This is a genomic window from Mariniflexile sp. (assembly GCF_041583155.1).
Taxonomy (GTDB): Bacteria; Bacteroidota; Bacteroidia; order Flavobacteriales; family Flavobacteriaceae; genus Mariniflexile.
The window spans coordinates 1-18,981 of sequence record NZ_JBFHGK010000034.1 but is presented as its reverse complement, the minus strand read 5'-3'; the positions used below and the strand labels follow the sequence as shown (position 1 = coordinate 18,981).

Here is an 18,981-nt window from a genome sequence, read left to right as displayed (position 1 = left end):
AAAAACACTTTTTCTATTACCTTATGATTGAATTATCGGTACATCTTATAACGTTTAATAATGCTAAACATATTGAAGCAACCCTGCAATCCATTCTATCGCAAAAAGTGAATTTTGATTTTGAAATTGTGGTTGGCGATGATTGCTCAACAGATAACACGTTAGAAATCATTAATCGTTACAAAGAAAAACAGCCTGCCCTTTTTAATGTTAAAAAAAACACTTCGCAATTAGGCATTTTGAAAAACTTTAAGGCGACTTTAGACAGATGTCAAGGCACTTATATTTTTGATATTGCTGGTGATGATTTATTTAAAGGTGAGGATACATTACAAAAAATGGTTGATACCCTAAAAACTGATGAAAGTTTGGGTTTTGTGGATTCTGGCTATGATTTGTATTTAGAAACAAAAAATAAATCGGTGAATTTTGATAATGCGCACTTAATTAATATTTCAAAAGAAGCATATAAAACCAATATTTTACTCGGAAAAGTAGCTCCCGTAGGTGTTTGTTACAATAGAAGTTTTTTATATAAGTATGTCGATTTTGAAAAATACATGCACATGAACGTTACTATTGAAGATTACCCGATTTTGGTGGATTTAGTAATGCATACTAATTTTGAAACCATTAATGAATCGTTACATATTTACAGAGTTCATGATGCTTCTTGCTCGCATCAAAAACGTTTTGATCGTCAATTATTTTTGTTAAATCAAATGCATCTATTGTTTACCTATTTTTCAAAGAAATACCATATTTCAGAAACGATAAGAGAGACTTTTGAAATCAATCATAACAAACAATTACTTTATTATGCTGGCTATTTTGAGAAAAAAGACATAGGCAAAATAGCTTTCAAAAAGATAGCTTCTAAAAATTTAAAGGACTATATCCATTATTATGCCAGTCAAATTCCATTTTTCAGGAAGTTGATTTCCATTTTTTAAATGTTATAAAATCTCGGATATAATCAGCTTCAAAATAAACATCAGAAGCTACAACTAAACAAACAGCACCTGATGAAAAGTTTTCCAGTTCCCTCCAGATACCTGGCAATATTAATAATCCTTTAGATGGATCGTTCAGTGTTTCTACAACCACGTCTTCACCATCTTTTAAAACAACATCAAAACTACCACTCAATGCAATAAGAAACTGACTTAATGCCTTATGTGCATGCCCGCCTCTTTTAGATTTACTTGGCACATCAAACAAATAGTAAACCCGTTTTATTTCAAATGGGATAACCTCCTTTTCAATCACGGCAAGGTTTCCTCGGCGTTCTTTAACTATAGGGATATCAAGAATTTTTATATCGTGAATGGATGTTTTCATCGGGTGGTTCTAGGTTTTTTATAAAAATTTTTAAGTAAAAATAGAATCATAAATAAATATACAACATATCTTAAAAAATGAGCAAAAACAATACCTTCAACACCCATTTTATTAACAAAATAAACCCCAAAGAAGTACAGTAATAAAAACGAAATCACTTCGGTGATAACAAATAACTTCCATAATTTCTGAGCAATAAATTGGTAAGCCATTATAGCGGCTATTATTTTCACCAAATCACCTAGTAATTGCCACTTGAATAAATTCTGCATCGGCAAAAACTCAGATGTATATAATAAATGAATTATAAATTCTCTGAATACATAAATACCTAAAAACATAATTAAAAATATTGGAATTATGATTTTGTAAATGTGAATCAATTCTAATTTAAACATTTTCAGGTCGCTAATCTTAGAAAACCTTGGTAGTACATATAAGGAATAAACGCCTGTTAAAAATGACAAATAATAGTTTGAAAGACTTGTAATGGAAGTCCAATAACCTGCATCTGCTATAGATAGTTTTCTAATTAAATAACTCCTTAGCTCAAGTTCAACAATATTATTTAAAACTACCGCAGCCAATGACATTATTATAAACACAAAAAGTTTATTTTTAAAAAAGTTATGAAATTTTGCCCTTACAGCATAAAATAAATGCAGTTCTTTCTTAGCAAATAAAAAAAGGCCAATTAACTGAACTAATGGTGTTAAGGTAACTGCTAATAAGGCGCCTGGTAATTGGTAATAAACCACCATTACAATAACTAATATGGTAACCACAGTATAGGTGGAAAAGGAAAGTAAAGTGGCTTTTTTATAATTGGATTGTCCGTTTACAATAGCAAAACACAAATTATACAGGGCTGTGAAAGGTAAGGTAAAGGCCAAAATAATAAACAAATAGTTGTAGGTTTCTGTGTTAAACAGATAATTACTCCAAACAGAAGCTCCAAAAAACAATAAAAAGAAAACAAGCAAACTACCTACAACAGTGTATGCTATGGAAGTATCGTAAAGCTTTTTAATTTTAACAGGGTTACCTTCGAATTCCGCTTGGTATTTTAGAACACCTTGATCAACAGCACTCGTAGCTCCAAGACCGAATAACGTTAAGGCATTTCTCATATTTCCAACGAAAGCAACACCATCTGGACCCAAATAAATAGCAATTAATTTTTGAGAAATTAAACCCAAAACAGAACGCAGTCCAATACCTAAAGAATTTACTGAAAATAGTTTTACAAGGAATAAGTCTTTATTTTTATTAAAAAAATTCACTGAAAGGCATTTATTAAAGAGGCAATTTTCTTCACTTCTGCCGTTGCTAAAGATGAATTTAAAGGCAAGCTTAAAATTTCACGGTGTAAACGTTCTGTAATGGGTAAACTTAAGGAATTATATTCCTTGTAAGCCAGTTGTTTATGAATGGCGACAGGATAATGTATGAGCGTTTCAACACCGTTTTTTAGCAAATAATTTTTCAGTTCATCTCTTTGACTACTTTTAATAACAAACAAATGAAAAACATGTTGGTTCAAGTTCTCACACTTGGGTGTTATAATGTTACTGTTTTTAAACGCTTTGATATAAAAATCAGCAATTTCCTTACGTTTATTGTTCTCCTTGTTTAAATGCGTCAACTTAATTCTTAGAAAAGCTGCTTGTAACGCATCTAATCTGCAATTGAAACCTTTTATATCATTCGTGTAAGTGCCTGATCTTCCGTAATTCCTCAGTTTGTATAGTACCCGAGCAAGCTCCTCATTATTGGTTGTGATAGCACCAGCATCGCCTAAAGCTCCCAAATTTTTTCCTGGTTAAAAACTAAAAGCGGCTGCATCCGAAACATTTCCTGCTTTTCTGCCATCCGTATTTTCAGCGCCATGTGCTTGGGCAGCATCTTCAATTAACAGCAAATTGTGTTGTTTTGAAATAGCTTCTAAGGCTTCCACATCATATAATTGACCGTATAGATGAACACCCAAAATAGCCTTGGTTTTACTAGAAATTACTTTTAAAATTTCTTCTGGCTTGATATTAAATGTTTCCACATCGGAATCCACCAATACTGGCTTTAAACTTGAGTTACTAATAGCTAACACTGTTGCTATGTACGTATTAGCAGGTACTATAATTTCGTCACCAGCTTTTAAAATCCCGAGCGCTTTATAGCCTTCAAGTATTAAATGTAAAGCATCTAACCCAGAATTTACGCCTATACAATAGGTTGTTCCACAATAACCAGCAAACTCTTTTTCAAAATCCTCAACTTGTGACCCTAAAATATAAGTGCCTGAATTTAAAAATGCATTAAACTCTTTTTTAAATTCGTTATGGTATTGGGCATTTAGCTTTTTTAAATCTAAAAACTTTATCATATGAACACGGTTTTTAGAAGTTCCCAATTACCAACATCAACTTTATAAAATTCCTGAGTAACCGTTTTAGCACCAAAACCTTCTTTCCAATACAAAAGTCCCTTATTTACATGTAAGCCGTTATTCTCATTTGAACAACCAAAATCAAAATATGTCTTTTCCTGAAATACATTTTTAATTAAATGAAAATGTAAAAAATCCAAGCTTCCAAGTAAATTTTTGTCTTGATTTCCAGAAATATACTGAGAGTGGGCTACCAAATGAGTTTCAAAAATGGTAGTTCCTGCAACAATCTTATCTTTATCATAAACATTGAACTGTCTGATATGTTTTGGAAACCGGCTTTTTAACAGGGTTATTTCTTCTAGGCTATGTACCGGTTTTGTTTTATGCTTATTTCTTAAGTTTTTTATGAGAATTTGATTCCAGAAGGATTCCATTTCATCTACCTCCTTTACAACTAAATGATGTTTTAATGCCCTTTTGTAACCATCCAGCCTGTCTTTTGAGACAATAAAATCAGCCTTTAAATTTATAACCGAAAGTATGTCTTTTATAACTAACTCCGCCTTCAAAATAAAAAACAGGTAGTTTAATTCCTCGGTAAAAACTTTTGAATAAATAGATGGAATTTGCTTTATATATAGGGTTTTAAACTGCTGCCCCATTAAATATTGAAGTAAACTTATAACTATAGCTGTAACAGCTTCAAATTTAATGGTATCTGAAAGAATCAGTCCTCCATAAGTTAAACCTTGATGAGAATACAATGCTTCTCCTAATTTGTTTGCTGGAAAAACGGCCAGCAGCTTATCCTTTTTGAATACCATAAGTGAACAATCTTCAAACCTATCACTATGATAATCCATATAATGTCTATCAAATAAAAAGGTACCGTTTTTTGATTTCTCTACAAAAGCATTCCATGCATCAAAGTCTTCGTTTGAATACCTTCTAACTCTATATGCTTCCGATTTACTAATCATTTACAATTTCAACAGACATTTATATTATTTACTCGCTTTCACTAACCACTCCGAAAAGCGAACTCCCAAATATGAGCAAAATAATACCATAATACATGATATAACTTACAAAATGTGCTATAACTGCTCCTTTTACATGATCATATAAATCAATAAAATAAACACTCGTAGTATATAAAATGATTACTAAAAAGGCTTCGGTTAATATATAATGCCAGAACATCTTTTTAGCCAAAAACTGGTATGCTATAACCATGGATAATACTTTTACGAAATCCCCCAACAGCTGCCAAATAAACAAATCTTCCACAGGTTGAAAGTCTTCCGAAAAAATGATTGTAACAATATAGGCCCGTAAAAAATACATGACCAATAAACCAACAACCAAGATAGGCGTAACAATTTTGTAGAAGTTAAACACTTCCTTTCTAAACTCTTTTACATCATCAATTTCCGAAAATCTTGGCAAAATATACAAGGCCATTAGGGAACTTGCAAACATTAAATAGTATTTGGATATACGCGTCATGGCTTCCCAAAAGCCAGCATCTTTATACCCAATGTTATTAATAATATACGATCGAATAGCAATGGCAATTAATGGCATGATAACCGATGAAAATAACGCCATTAAAGAGTAGTTGGTCATTTTTTTAATAAAACCTAAACTTATCTTATCCACTTTTATTAGAGGAACAAGGGTACGCCTGTTTGCAATTCCAACAAGCGTTATTAAGAATATTAAAGATTCGGCTATAACTACCGATATTAATGCCCCATTAATTTTATTCTGATAAATTAATAACAGTGCAATAGACACGCCTAAAATTTGACCAATAATATTAATTATGATAAGAATTTTATACTTTGAAAAGCCATTCATTATGGAAAATGAAAACATATTTAAAGCGTAAAAAGGCAATACAATGGCAAATATTTCGATTACATAAGCGTAATTATTGTATACAGGAAATATGATATTATTAATAACATCTGAGAAAATATAGCTGAAAAACGAGACCAGAATCGTTGACACAAAACCGACATAAAAAATAGTAGAAATGGTTTTACTTAACTCTACAACATCATTTTTAAAATCTGAAATATACTTTACAGCCCCATTGTAAAACCCAAGAACAGCAATTGTTTGAAAAGAACTTACAAAGTTGCGCAGATTCCCTATCAGTGCCAAACCTGTTGGCCCTATAAATACCGCAATGGCTTTGGATGTTAACATACCAGCAATTATTCGGGTGAGAACCGATGCCGCTTGTAATGAAGTAACTTTAACTAAAACCCTGGTATTTATATAGTCTATTAATTTTCTCAATTAATATATCAGTTTACATGTTGGTTAAAAAGGCTAGAGTAACAAATTACATTATAATAACTAAAATTTGACTGCTTTATTATATTCTGTTTTTTATGAAACCAAATATACAAAATGATTTAACTTTTAAACAGCAATTCTATTTTAAAATGTAAGACATTACACGCAAGAATATCTTTGCTTATTTTTTAAATAAATAATACATATTAATACAGAAAATGGCCGCATTTGTTATTATGATTGGTTTAGACATCGGCGTTAGCAATATCCCATAAATTACAAACAGAAAACATCCAAAAGAATTTACGATTCGCAAATTTTTAACCGATTTCATTAAAAAGGATATTAATACCGTTGCCATAGCTGCATAACCTACCCATTCTACAATCGAAATTCCTAGTAGTTCCATATCTTTTATTATTGTTAATTAATTTTTTTCTAACCGAAGCAATGCTTGATTTATCAATTTGGTTAATTTCTCAGCACCTTTGGCATTTACATGGTCGCCATCAAAAAAATCAGCATCGGTAAACATAGAACTTTTTAATAAATTATAATACCTGCAATTATCATATTTTTTTTCCATCATTTCACCGATATGTTGCATGGGTTTTAATTGTTCATCATCTAAATTCGAAAAGTAACTTTTATGGGTAGGTGTTGTTACCAAAACCACTTGAATATTACGTGTATTACAATAGTTTACAATAGTTTCCAGATTCTTTACGTTTTCGGTATAAAATGATTTATCCTGTATGGTATGCTTCTTGGCGGCATACAAACCACTTTCATTTAAAGTTAAATTAGTTTTAGAAGTAATCCCCCAACCATGTTCATTTGTATTCAATTCAAAACTATCAAAAAAATAATACTGCAATACGCGTTCAATATTAGTATCTAGTTTAACACTTAAAACTTCAAATTGATGCTTTATACTCCAATCCAGACGCATTGAAGTATACAGATTGTAATCCTTCAGCCTCCAACTTTCATTAGAATTGCCTAACTGCTCATACAATGTTGCATATGACAATCTAATAATCACATATTTTAAATTAGGCAAACTAGGGGCAAAATGTTCCAAAAGTTGATAATCAATATCAATAGTTTGAGACACGTTGGCAAAATTTATTGCCTTATTTGATAGAAAAACAGGATTCACTCCATAAAACGCATGAGAACTTCCCAAAATTAAAGTCTCTATTGATTTATTATTTGCTTCCAAGAAATCCGATTTCACTTTATAAGGGTTTGGTATGCCACGTAGCAATAATTCCAAAACAAGCATAATTGCTAAAATTGGAATCATAAACCGAAATACTATTTTGAGGAAACTGCGCATCTAAAATTGGAAATAAATAAATTGTTGTTGTTCCCCTACAAAATAAAACAACATAAAAACAATTACATAATAAAATGCCCACCTATAAGCCGGTTTCGATTTCAAAAACATGTTTTCAATAGCATATTCGTTAGCTCTACCAAACCATTCTATTAAGAAAAAAAAGAAAATTAGAGCACACACTATCATTGCCTCCTTTCTATTTCCAAAATTAGGTATGGAAAAAATGGACATTGAAAATATTTTGGATAAATAGGCTACTGCTTCATTTAAATCATTTGCTCTAAAAAAAACCCGTACTAATACTAAAAACAAAAAAGTTTTAATCATCCCATACGATTCTTTTAAATTTGGAAACACACGGTTATGGGCAACACTATTTTGGAATTTTTCACTTCTTCCACTAATAATACCCGGCAAAAAGTGCAAACCATTAATGAAACCATAAACAATAAATTTCCATTGTGCACCATGCCAAAAGCCAATAATTACGAAAATAAAAAGGGTATTTCTAATTTGTATTGCTTTGCTTCCTCTACTACCTCCTATGGGTATATACACATAATCCTTAAACCAAGTTGTTAATGAAATATGCCAACGTCTCCAAAATTCTTTTATGTTTCTTGAAAAATAAGGAAACGAAAAATTTTTCATCAAATCAAAACCAAAAAGCCTAGAAGTTCCTATGGCTATATCCGAATAGCCTGAGAAGTCGCAATAAATTTGAACGGTAAAAAAAAAGGCGCCTAACATTAAGGTACTTCCATTGTATTCAGAATGGTTTTTAAAAAAATCATCAACAAACAAACCACAATTATCTGCAATTACCATTTTTTTAAAGAGCCCCCACAAAACTTGTCTCAAACCATCAATGGCTTTATCATAATGAAAATGCCTTGTCTGAATAAATTGCGGTAACAAATTCCTTGCGCGCTCTATGGGGCCCGCTACTAATTGCGGAAAAAAAGCCACAAACGCCGCAAACGAAACAAAGTCTTCTGTAGGTTTTATTTCCCTTCTAAAGAGGTCGATGGTATAACTCATGGTTTGGAAGGTGTAGAAACTTATTCCTACTGGTAAAATGATATTTAAAGTAGCTATTTCTAAGTCTTTTCCAAACAAGGTAAATGCCGAAACAAAATTCTCAACAAAGAAGTTATAGTATTTAAAAAAACCTAAAAGCCCTAAATTTACCGTTACACTTAAAACTAGCAGCGCCTTTCTTATGCGCTTACGCTCCTGTTTGTGTAGCAATAACCCAACAAAATAATCAACAACGGTACTTACAAATATTAAACTTACAAAGCGCCAATCCCAATAGGCGTAAAAAAAATAACTGGACAGTAAAACAAAACTGTTTTGAAGTTTTAAGTTTCTATTAAAAACAAACCAATAAAGAAGAAATACCAGAGGTAAAAAAAGCGCAAAATCTATGGAATTAAATAACATAAGGTTCTAATTAGTTTAACTAGTTTAAAAACTTATTATTAATGGAAGATTTATTTGTCATATAAAAAATAACTTTAAAACAAATATAGGTTCAAAATTCTGCTAATTAAAAGTATAAAACAAAAAAAAGGAGAAACCCATTTTGCAATAGCGTTTCTCCTTTTATTTACTTGTTAAAGATATAAATTAAATCGATTTATTTCTTTTTCTATCTACTTCCGATAAATAAATTTTACGGATACGTAAGTGGTTTGGCGTTACCTCAACATACTCATCTTTCTGAATATACTCTAACGCTTCTTCTAACGAAAATTTTATTGCTGGAATAATTCTAGCTTTATCATCGGCACCAGAAGAACGTACGTTACTTAACTTTTTAGTTTTTGTTACGTTAACGGTCATATCATCACCACGTGAGTTTTCACCAATCACTTGTCCTTCGTAAATATCTTCACCCGGATCAACAAAAAACTTACCTCTATCTTGTAATTTATCAATAGAATAAGGTATTGCTTGTCCTTTTTCCATAGATACTAACGACCCATTTTGACGCTCTGGAATACCACCTTTTAAGGGTTGGTATTCTTTAAAACGGTGTGCCATAATAGCCTCACCAGCAGTAGCCGTTAATAATTGATTTCTTAATCCTATAATACCTCGAGATGGAATCATGAATTGGCAAACCATACGATCGCCTTTTGCTTCCATACTTAACATTTCACCTTTACGCATGGTAACCATTTCAATAGCTTTACCAGAAACATTTTCAGGTAAATCAATCGTCATTTCCTCAACTGGCTCACATTTTACACCATCAATTTCTTTGATAATTACCTGTGGCTGACCAATTTGTAACTCATAACCTTCACGACGCATGGTTTCTATTAAAACCGATAAGTGTAATACCCCACGACCAAAAACCATGAATTTATCTGCACTATCTGTTTCTTGCACACGTAACGCTAAGTTTTTCTCAAGTTCTTTAGTTAAACGTTCTTTTATATGACGGGATGTTACAAACTTTCCATCTTTTCCAAAGAAAGGCGAATCATTAATTGTGAATAACATACTCATGGTAGGCTCATCAATTGCAATGGTTTTTAAACCTTCCGGATTTTCAAAATCGGCAACGGTATCACCAATTTCAAAACCTTCAAGACCAACAATAGCACAGATATCTCCTGTTTGAACTTGGTCAACCTTTACACGTCCAAGACCTTCAAAAACATGAAGTTCTTTAATTTTATTTTTAACAACCTTACCATCTCTTTTTACTAAAGAAATGTTTTGTCCAACTTTTAATTCACCACGCGTTAAACGCCCGATAGCAATACGTCCGGTAAACGATGAAAAATCCAACGATGTAATTAGCATTTGTGTATTACCTTCTGGAATTTTTGGTGCTGGAATGTGCTCAATAACCATATCTAGTAATGGCTCAATGTTTTCTGTTTGGACTTTCCAGTCATCACTCATCCAGTTATTTTTTGCCGAACCATAAACGGTTGGAAAATCTAACTGCCACTCTTCAGCACCCAATTCAAACATTAAATCAAACACTTTTTCATGCACCTCTTCTGGCGTACAGTTTTCTTTATCAACTTTATTTACAACCACACATGGTTTTAAACCTAAATCAATTGCTTTTTGTAATACAAAACGGGTTTGTGGCATTGGCCCTTCAAAGGCATCCACTAACAACAAAACACCATCTGCCATGTTTAATACACGCTCCACTTCACCTCCAAAATCCGCGTGACCAGGCGTATCAATAATGTTAATTTTAGTATCTTTATAAATAACAGAAACGTTCTTAGACGTAATTGTAATACCTCGTTCTCTTTCTAAATCATTATTATCCAGAATTAAATCACCAGTATTTTCATTTTCACGGAATAACTGACAGTGGTACATGATTTTATCAACCAACGTCGTTTTACCGTGGTCAACGTGTGCTATAATTGCAATGTTTTTAATATTAGCCATATAAGGTCTCTTATTTTTGAGGGTGCAAATGTAACTATAAAATTTTAAATAAAATCCACAATATATTTTTTTTGGGCATTACCCCTTGTGGCATGGCGTGTTTTACTAAAAAATAAACGTAAGTAACTAAGCCACAAAGGGTCGCGCTATCCATTATAGCTTTTTCTTTGCGCTTTAGGGCGCCCAAAAAAGGCTGCCATTTCTATCGCTAATGCATTTATCAGCAAGGGCCATTCAATTCGGTGGTAAAACTACCTATTTATATGAGGCATTAATATTATCTTTGCATCATTAAATTTTTAAGAAATGAAGCTTCAAGATATCCCAAAAATAAAACATACAAACGCTAACAATTTTTTCCTTTTATGTGGCCCTTGTGCGATTGAAGGTGAAGATATGTCACTACGCATTGCTGAAAAAGTAGTAACCATTACCAATAAATTAGAAATACCTTATATTTTTAAAGGGAGTTTTAAAAAAGCAAACCGCAGCCGTGTTGATAGTTTTACAGGCATCGGTGACGAAAAAGCTTTAAAAATTCTTAAAAAAGTGTCCGATACGTTTGATGTGCCTACAGTAACCGATATTCACGAAATATCGGACGCGCAATTAGCAGCACAATATGTTGATGTCTTACAAATACCGGCATTTTTGGTGCGTCAAACTGATTTAGTTGTAGCAGCTGCCAACACCGGAAAGGTTGTTAACTTGAAAAAAGGACAATTTATGAGTCCGGAGTCCATGAAACACGCCGTACAAAAAGTATATGATTCTGGTAACCAAAAAGCATGGATTACCGATCGCGGCACCATGTTTGGCTACCAAGATATGATTGTAGATTTTAGAGGTATCCCAACCATGCGTCAATATGCACCAACGGTTTTAGATGTTACACACTCCTTACAACAACCCAACCAAGTTGCTGGTGTTACTGGTGGCAGGCCCGACATGATTGAAACCATTGCCCGTGCAGGTATTGTTAATAATGTAGATGGTTTATTTATTGAAACCCATTTCGATCCAGCAAATGCCAAAAGCGATGGCGCCAATATGCTACATTTAGATAATTTGGAAAAACTACTAACAAATCTTGTTGCTATTAGAAAAGTAGTAAACACACTATAATTCAAATAAACCAAGCTTTTTTACTTTTACCAAGCACATTGCAAGCTTCATGAAGCAAGGCCACAAAATTATCGTGGTCTAATTCTTCAAGTGTTTTTAGTTGAACCGAGCGTACCTGTTTTCTGTTATTGTCGTTTTTCAATATAGGAAACTGTTTTTCTAATAGAATACCCTGTACAAAAGCCACATCAACATAGTTGGTGCCTTTCAATACATTTAAATAAATCATTGGCTTTTTGTGGCAATTATAAAAGGGAATTTTATAACTAAACCGCTCTTCCACTTCTGGTAATGTTTTTAAAATCACACTGCGCACATAAAGCATGATGGATTGGTAAGGTTCTTTTTGATTTAAAAAATAAACTTCAACGGGTTTCATAATTTTTCTTTCAAAATTACAAAACATTAAAAATTGAAATTAAATAATACTATGCTTTCTTTTTATTTCTAGGTAACACTTCTTCAGGAAACGGAAACAGAATCGTTGAATTCTTTTCTGCTGCAATATTAGACAAGGTTTGGTACAATCTTAATTTTATCGCAGATGGCGACTGATCTATAAGTTTACCTGCTTCCAATAATTTTCCTGCGGCCTGCTCTTCGGCTAAAGCCAAAATAATACGAGCCCTTCTCGAACGTTCGGCTTCTGCTTGATTCGCCATCATCCGCTTCATATTTTCAGGCAATTGAATATCTTTAATTTTTACATCAATAATTTCAATACCCCAACCCTTGGTTTCTTCTTCAACAATGTTCTTAATATTTTTACCCATCTCTTCCCGTTTGGACAAAATGGTATCTAATTCCACTTTACCACATACATCACGCAATGCTGCTTGAGACAACTGGGTAATGGCAAAATTATATTCTTCAACTTCAAGAACCGCCATTTCCGGATCAACCACTTTAAAAAATACCACACCATCAATACTACAGGGCACATTATCTTCAGTCATCACTTCCTGAGACACAATATTGATAGTAATAACCCGAATATCCACAACTTGAATGGAATCTACCATTGGGATAATCCATCGAAAGCCAGGTTTTAAAGTACTTGTGTATTTTCCGAATCTAAATTTTAAAGCCCGTTTATATTCAAAAATTATTCTAATACCCGACAACAAAAACAAAATAAGTATACCAGCAAAAATAAATGTAGGATTCATAACATATATATTATTAAATTAATATTCCACTAATACCCAATAAGATACGTAATTTTTTTATTATAAAAGATGACATTTATCACCAATCGCAATCGGTTGTGCTCCGAGTTTAAGAATAAAAGTAGGTCAATAAAACTAATGACGGTTTTTTTCCTGAATTTTTCTAACAATAGATGCTGCGGCATTTCTAGAAACTATTCGAGGCACAATAGCTAAAAACTTATTGAATTTTCCGGGAATCGCATAGGTTTTACCGTTATGCATCGATTTATAGCCATAGGCCGCCACAGCTTTTGCCGACGCCATATTAAAAGTGATTTTATTATCGCTACTTTCTGAAGAAACCGTTTTTTGGAAAGCTGTTTTTGTAGGCCCCGGACACAAAGCTGTAACGGTAACTCCGGTGCCCTTTAGTTCATTTGCAATCGCTTCCGAAAATGACAACATATAACCTTTGGAAGCATAATAAATGGCCATGAGTGGTCCTGGCTGAAACGCTGCTAAAGAAGACATATTCAAAATTCTACCGTAACCGCGTTTTACCATGCCTTCTAAAACGAGTTTCGTTAAATGCGTAGTGGTTAAAATGTGAACGTGTAACATTTTAGACTCGCGTTCCCAATCCGTATCTACAAACGAGCCAAACAAACCAAAACCTGCGTTATTAATTAAAACATCTATAGGCGCATGAGCGATATCTGCCATAATTTCTTCGGCAATGCCCTGCGTACTTAAATCCTTTACAAGGGTTACAATTTCCACTTTATAATCAGATTCAAGTGCTGTTTTAACTTTGGCAAGACTTGAGGCATCTATGTCAATTAAAATTAATTTATAGGCATCCTGCGCCAATAAAATGGCAAGCTCATAACCTAATCCAGAAGCTGCCCCTGTAACTAAAGCGGTTTTTGTCATTAATTTAAAGTCGTTTGTAATAGAATTGCCTGCAAATCTATTGTTTTTAAGCCAAAAAACATCCAAAATGAAGCAAATTGGCGGGGATACTCGAAAAAAAATATTTTTTCTCCATACGCAGTTAGCCCTTCTGGAAAAAACGGAATAGTTTTTGCAATCTTAGAATTGGTATGGAAGGTTTTTTTAATACCTTTGCAGCCCGCATTGGGTACTAGGGCATATTTCGAATTTTGTAATCATGAATTCTTGAATGCACTTTCACTTGAAGCGAGTTCTTTTTACTTTTTGTAAAAGATGTGGTATGGACGCTCCCTTTTAGGCATGGGTCTTTATAACTATTACTTTTTCAATGTATATAATTTCTGTTTTGGCAGAAAATTGGGGTCGACTGGTTTTGACAGCGAGATTAATTGAACAGTAAGCACGTCGTGTAATGACTTTGAAACACGTAAAAGGCTAGGTCAAAACTTTAAACGGCGAGAATAACTACGCTTTAGCTGCTTAATCTGAATAAAGTAAGATAAGCCTCGGCACACAAGGTGTGCAAGCTAAATGTCTCCGGAAAGCCTTGGTTAACGGCGTTCTTTTTTGAGGCATCGTAAATGTTAACATAGATTGGGTAGTGCTTTGATGCCCTTTCGAAACTAAAAAAGCTAAGTAGTAACTAGGTTGTCTTTAACCAGGTTACCATCGAAAACCCAAGAAAAGAATAAACGTGTAGAAAGCTCTTTGGTTACTTGTTTGGACCCGAGTTCGAATCTCGGCGACTCCACAACAAAAGCCCTCATACAACCTATGTTTATGAGGGTTTTTAAATTTAGTTGATAATTTTATCCGTTTCCAAAGTTTTTTCTTTTTGAACTCATCTTGACTTTTTGTGTTTAACCGAAAATGAGATAAAATTTATACAGGTGAGGTGCTTTTTGAAAGTCATAGCATTGCTACGCATAAAAAAAGTAACGAAAAGCGGGCGAATTTTAGCCGTTTTTTAGGAAATAGAAAAAGTCAAGATGAGTTCTTTTACTAGATCAATCAAATCTTTGGTTTTTATGAGAAATTCTTCTAACCAAATTTTTATTAAGTGCCAGTTCTAGCCTAAAATCCCCGTAATTTTCTGAAATGCTTTCTAATATTTGTTTATTTAAGTATTTTTAATCACTTTCCTTTAAACCGAATAAAAAATATTTAGCTTTAAAAGCAACATCATTATTCGATTTATAAAAACCGTATTGATTCATAAAACTTTTGAATTTCTACATTTGCCGCCCTTTCCAATAAATTCCCCGGTTCTATTTTATACTACATAATAAAAATGTATCGCTAATATTTGAGTTTTTCAAGTTAAAGTAACCCCTCGGCATTAAGGAGTCATTTTTTAACCTAAGATTAAATTAATCAAATTACTTTGAAAATATTACATATCCTACTCTAATTAATTATTAAAATTAAGTCTTAAAAATTATCATTTCTAATATATTACAATGTCTTGTTGGGAATTTGACAAATCTATACTCCATACTCATTAGTTAATTAAGAATTATTTAAATTTAGTAAAAATTTAAATACATTAAAAAACGTAAAAACCTAAAAAACAACAGATTAAATTCTTAATAAAACAAAAAAAGCAAATACGTTTTTTTAAAAAATAGTAATTCAACGATTTTAATTACTTTGCATAGGAAATTTAATATAAAACAATTGTTATCTGATATATTTGCTGATAGTATTCATATCTTTTTAGCATCCATTATAGCCCCTAACAATTAATTAGTTTAGTAAAAATTTTTAGAAATAATGACACCTACTTATAACATAAAAGGCCTAATAAACCCCTACCCAAAATCAACATTACACCAACTATTAGAACAACAGGCATTTGCATATCCAGACGCTATTGCGCTCGAATTTAACGAAGAAAAAGTAAGTTATGGTGATTTACAGAAAAGGATAAACAAAACAGCTCATTTTTTATACGACAAAGGAATTCGCCCAGGTCAGATCATAGCAATTTCATTAGACAGAACGCCAGACCTCATCGTGGCTATGTTTGCCGTGCTGCAATGTGGAGCAGCTTATGTGCCAATTGACACCGGTTATCCAAAAAAGAGACTTGAAATGATAATGGCTGACTCCAAAGCCAGCTATCTTATTTGTAATGCAACTAAAAATGGCATTTCAGATAACTCAAAAACCATATGTATTGAAAATATAAAGGACGAACTTCACAGGTTGCCTTCTAAGCCTATAAATTTAAACGTCGAACCAAAATCCGTTGCCTATATCATTTACACATCAGGTTCTACGGGCACACCAAAAGGAGTTCAAGTGTCCCACTTAAACACTATCAATCTTATTTATTCCATGGGTAAAGAGCCAGGAATTAGTAAAGATGACAAAATTTTTGCGGTTACAACCATTTCATTTGATGCCATGGTTATGGAAACATTCCTGCCTTTAATACACGGCGCATGCATAGTACTGGTAGATGAAGCAACAAGACTTGATGGACAAATATTACTGGAAAAAGCAGTTAAGGATAAGATTACCATGATGTGGGGAACGCCAAGTATCTGGCAAATACTTTTAGATTCCGATTGGAAAAAACCATTAAAAATCAAAGCCTTAATAGGAGGTGAACCCGTCCCTTTAACACTTGCGCATAAGCTTTTAGATCTTTGTGATGAATTGTGGAACATTTACGGCCCCACCGAAACCACGGTGTGCGCTTTTCTTACTAAAATTTCTAAGGATGACAACCCGATTGCCATTGGTAAACCTATAGCCAATACCCACGCCTATTTATTGGATGACAACGGCAAGCATGTAGCTCATGGCGACATAGGCGAAATCGCTATTGGCGGCGATGGTGTGTCCTTAGGCTATTTAAATAAACCAGAACTCACTAATAAAAGCTTTATTGAAGACCCATTCATTACAAATAAAAAGATGTACTTATCAGGTGATCTCGGAAAACTATTACCAAATGGACAGATGCAATGTCTTGGACGTAGAGATCAACAGGTTAAAGTGAGAGGACATCGTATCGAATTAGGTGAGATTGAAAAAGTTATTGACGCGTTGCCTAATATTAAAAAAAATGCTGTTGTAGTTAGTAATTTAAGTACAGGGCAACCTGGATTAGTTGCTTATTTGCAATCTGAGGGATCCGATAAAGATACGAATGCACTAAGAAGTCAACTTGAAGACATGCTCCCTGACTTTATGATTCCTTCAATTTTCATGTGGGTAAATGAATTTCCAATTACACCAAATGGCAAAATTGACTTAAAAAAACTACCTCAACCTGAGTATGTAAGACCCGATTCAGCACCTATTCTAAAAAAGCCTCAGACCGTTTTAGAAAAAAATTTGGCTTCCATTTGGAGCGAATATCTTCAAATACCTGAAATTGGAATTGATGACAACTTTTTTGATCTAGGAGGCACATCCCTCTTAACACAAAAAGTTGCGACTGCCATGAAACAGCGCTTTAATCTAAAAGTACCAGTAACAAAACTTTACGAACATCCTACTATTTCAGCAATATCTGAATACATTGAAGGAAATAAAAAAACAGAACCTTTTATAGATTATTCAAAACCAAATAAAAAGAAAGCAGCTAATGATGTTGCGATTATCGCCATGGCTGGCAGGTTTCCAGGAGCTAATTCTATTGACGCATTGTGGAACATTCTTAAAAATGGTGAGGAAACCATTTCCTTCTTTGCACCTGAAGAACTTGATAAAACCATTCCGGAATCATTACGCAATAACCCCCTTTATGTAAAAGCAAGAGGCATTGTTCCTTCTGCAAAAGAATTTGACGCCAAGTTTTTTGATCTCAACCCAAAACTTGCTGAAGCCATGGACCCACAACATCGTCTGTTTTTAGAAATTGCTTGGGAAGCGCTTGAACAATCTGGCCATCTTCCAAAGCATTATAATGGCAGTATCGGTGTTTATGCAGGGACAGGGACAAACACGTATTATATAAATAATGTCCTCCCAAACCAGGAGCTTCTTAATCAAATTGGAATGCTGCAAGTAAACACTGTTAACGAAAAAGACTACATAGCTTCCAGAACTGCCTACCATTTAAATCTTAAAGGCCCTGCTGTAAGTGTACATTCGGCATGCTCCACCTCGCTTCTTGCAATTGCTGAAGCCGTAGAAGCCATAAGAAACAACCAATGTGATGTGGCCCTAGCTGGCGGATCCAGTTTAACCGCCCCAATATATAGCGGGCACCTATATCAAGAGGGGTCTATGTTAAGTCCGGACGGGCATTGCCGTTCTTTTGATGCGAATGGTAAAGGAACCGTTTTTAGTGATGGTGCAGGTGTTATTCTACTAAAAAGTTTAGAAAATGCGAAAAAAGATGGCGATTATATTTATGGCGTAATCAAAGGCATCGGAATAAATAATGATGGTGGTGGCAAAGGCAGCTTTACCGCTCCTAGCGCTGAAGGTCAGGCAAATGCAATATCAAAAGCCATTCAAGATGCCCAAATAACACCAAATAAAATTAGCTACATAGAAACCCATGGCACCGCAACCCCTATAGGGGATCCTATAGAAATGGAAGGCCTTATTAAGGCATTTGGCCCTCAAAATGAAAAAGGCTATTGTGCTATTGGTTCTATAAAAAGCAATATGGGACACCTTACTGCTGCTGCTGGTGTAGCTGGATTGATAAAAACAACACTGGCTCTGAATCACAAACAAATACCACCGTCTTTAGGGTATGAAACACCTAACCCTGCTATCGATTTTAACAACAGTCCTTTTTTTGTTGCTAATACTTTAAGGGATTGGCATGTCGATGGTCCCAGACTCGCAGGCGTAAGTGCTTTTGGCGTTGGTGGCACTAACGTTCATGTTATTCTTGAATCGTATGAAATGGAACCTGTACCAGCTGTTTCAAGTAAACCAACTCACATACTTACATGGTCGGC

14 protein-coding genes, 1 other RNA gene and 1 pseudogene are annotated in these 18,981 nt (G+C 33.7%); 4 read left to right on the top strand and 12 right to left on the bottom strand.

All coding sequences use genetic code 11. The features are described from left to right. Window positions 1–23 precede the first annotated feature (23 nt). Complete coding sequence (locus ABYI63_RS12510) at window positions 24–953, top strand: glycosyltransferase family 2 protein (RefSeq protein WP_372756692.1); 930 nt, start codon at window positions 24–26, stop codon at window positions 951–953. Here ABYI63_RS12510 and ABYI63_RS12505 read toward each other — a convergent pair. From ABYI63_RS12505 to typA, 9 genes and pseudogenes are all read right to left on the bottom strand, one after another. Then, window positions 928–1,341, bottom strand: a complete 414-nt coding sequence (locus ABYI63_RS12505; RefSeq protein WP_372756691.1) for an FdtA/QdtA family cupin domain-containing protein — start codon at window positions 1,339–1,341, stop codon at window positions 928–930. The two genes, ABYI63_RS12510 and ABYI63_RS12505, sit on opposite strands and share 26 nt — an antisense overlap. Beyond that, a complete protein-coding gene (locus tag ABYI63_RS12500) occupies window positions 1,338–2,624 on the bottom strand; it encodes an O-antigen translocase (RefSeq protein ID WP_372756690.1) in 1,287 nt (428 codons plus the stop codon). Before ABYI63_RS12500 ends, ABYI63_RS12505 begins: the two co-directional genes overlap by 4 nt. Next, window positions 2,621–3,724, bottom strand: a pseudogene (locus ABYI63_RS12495) (DegT/DnrJ/EryC1/StrS family aminotransferase). Before ABYI63_RS12495 ends, ABYI63_RS12500 begins: the two are co-directional and overlap by 4 nt. Beyond that, window positions 3,721–4,710, bottom strand: a complete 990-nt coding sequence (locus ABYI63_RS12490) for a GNAT family N-acetyltransferase (protein WP_372756689.1) — start codon at window positions 4,708–4,710, stop codon at window positions 3,721–3,723. The pseudogene ABYI63_RS12495 and the gene ABYI63_RS12490 overlap by 4 nt, the downstream one beginning before the upstream one ends. A 28-nt stretch (window positions 4,711–4,738) precedes the next feature. Next, window positions 4,739–6,040 carry an O-antigen translocase gene (locus ABYI63_RS12485; protein WP_372756688.1) on the bottom strand — a complete coding sequence of 434 codons (1,302 nt, stop codon included), beginning with the start codon at window positions 6,038–6,040 and terminating at the stop codon, window positions 4,739–4,741. A 181-nt stretch (window positions 6,041–6,221) separates the two neighbouring features. Continuing rightward, window positions 6,222–6,449 (bottom strand): uroporphyrinogen decarboxylase, encoded by a 228-nt coding sequence (locus tag ABYI63_RS12480; protein ID WP_372756687.1) that lies wholly within the window; start codon window positions 6,447–6,449, stop codon window positions 6,222–6,224. An 18-nt stretch (window positions 6,450–6,467) separates the two neighbouring features. Further along, window positions 6,468–7,349, bottom strand: a complete 882-nt coding sequence (locus ABYI63_RS12475) for a family 20 glycosylhydrolase (RefSeq protein ID WP_372756686.1) — start codon at window positions 7,347–7,349, stop codon at window positions 6,468–6,470. Between the two features lie 33 nt (window positions 7,350–7,382). Then, window positions 7,383–8,831 (bottom strand): MBOAT family protein, encoded by a 1,449-nt coding sequence (locus ABYI63_RS12470; RefSeq protein ID WP_372756685.1) that lies wholly within the window; start codon window positions 8,829–8,831, stop codon window positions 7,383–7,385. A 186-nt stretch (window positions 8,832–9,017) separates the two neighbouring features. Beyond that, entirely contained in the window at window positions 9,018–10,817 is a 1,800-nt protein-coding gene (gene typA, locus ABYI63_RS12465) for a translational GTPase TypA (protein WP_372756684.1), read from the bottom strand. Window positions 10,818–11,123: 306 nt separating this feature from the next. Between typA and kdsA the strand changes: the two genes are divergently transcribed. Continuing rightward, the gene (gene kdsA, locus ABYI63_RS12460) at window positions 11,124–11,942 is read left to right on the top strand and encodes a 3-deoxy-8-phosphooctulonate synthase (RefSeq protein WP_372756683.1); all 819 of its coding nucleotides are present in this window, start codon (window positions 11,124–11,126) and stop codon (window positions 11,940–11,942) included. 1 nt (window position 11,943) lies between these two features. Here kdsA and ABYI63_RS12455 read toward each other — a convergent pair whose 3' ends face one another. From ABYI63_RS12455 to ABYI63_RS12445, 3 genes are all read right to left on the bottom strand, one after another. Then, window positions 11,944–12,321, bottom strand: coding sequence for a DUF1801 domain-containing protein (locus tag ABYI63_RS12455; RefSeq protein WP_372756682.1), 378 nt, complete (start codon window positions 12,319–12,321; stop codon window positions 11,944–11,946). A 49-nt stretch (window positions 12,322–12,370) separates the two neighbouring features. Continuing rightward, window positions 12,371–13,111 carry a slipin family protein gene (locus tag ABYI63_RS12450; protein WP_372756681.1) on the bottom strand — a complete coding sequence of 247 codons (741 nt, stop codon included), beginning with the start codon at window positions 13,109–13,111 and terminating at the stop codon, window positions 12,371–12,373. A 135-nt stretch (window positions 13,112–13,246) separates the two neighbouring features. Beyond that, entirely contained in the window at window positions 13,247–14,026 is a 780-nt protein-coding gene (locus ABYI63_RS12445) for an SDR family NAD(P)-dependent oxidoreductase (protein ID WP_372756680.1), read from the bottom strand. 380 nt (window positions 14,027–14,406) lie between these two features. On the opposite strand from ABYI63_RS12445, the gene ssrA reads away from it, so the two are divergent. After that, window positions 14,407–14,801, top strand: a transfer-messenger RNA (tmRNA) gene (ssrA, locus tag ABYI63_RS12440). A gap of 1,019 nt (window positions 14,802–15,820) precedes the next feature. Further along, a partial coding sequence (locus ABYI63_RS12435; RefSeq protein WP_372756679.1) for an amino acid adenylation domain-containing protein occupies window positions 15,821–18,981 on the top strand: 3,161 nt, incomplete at its 3' end.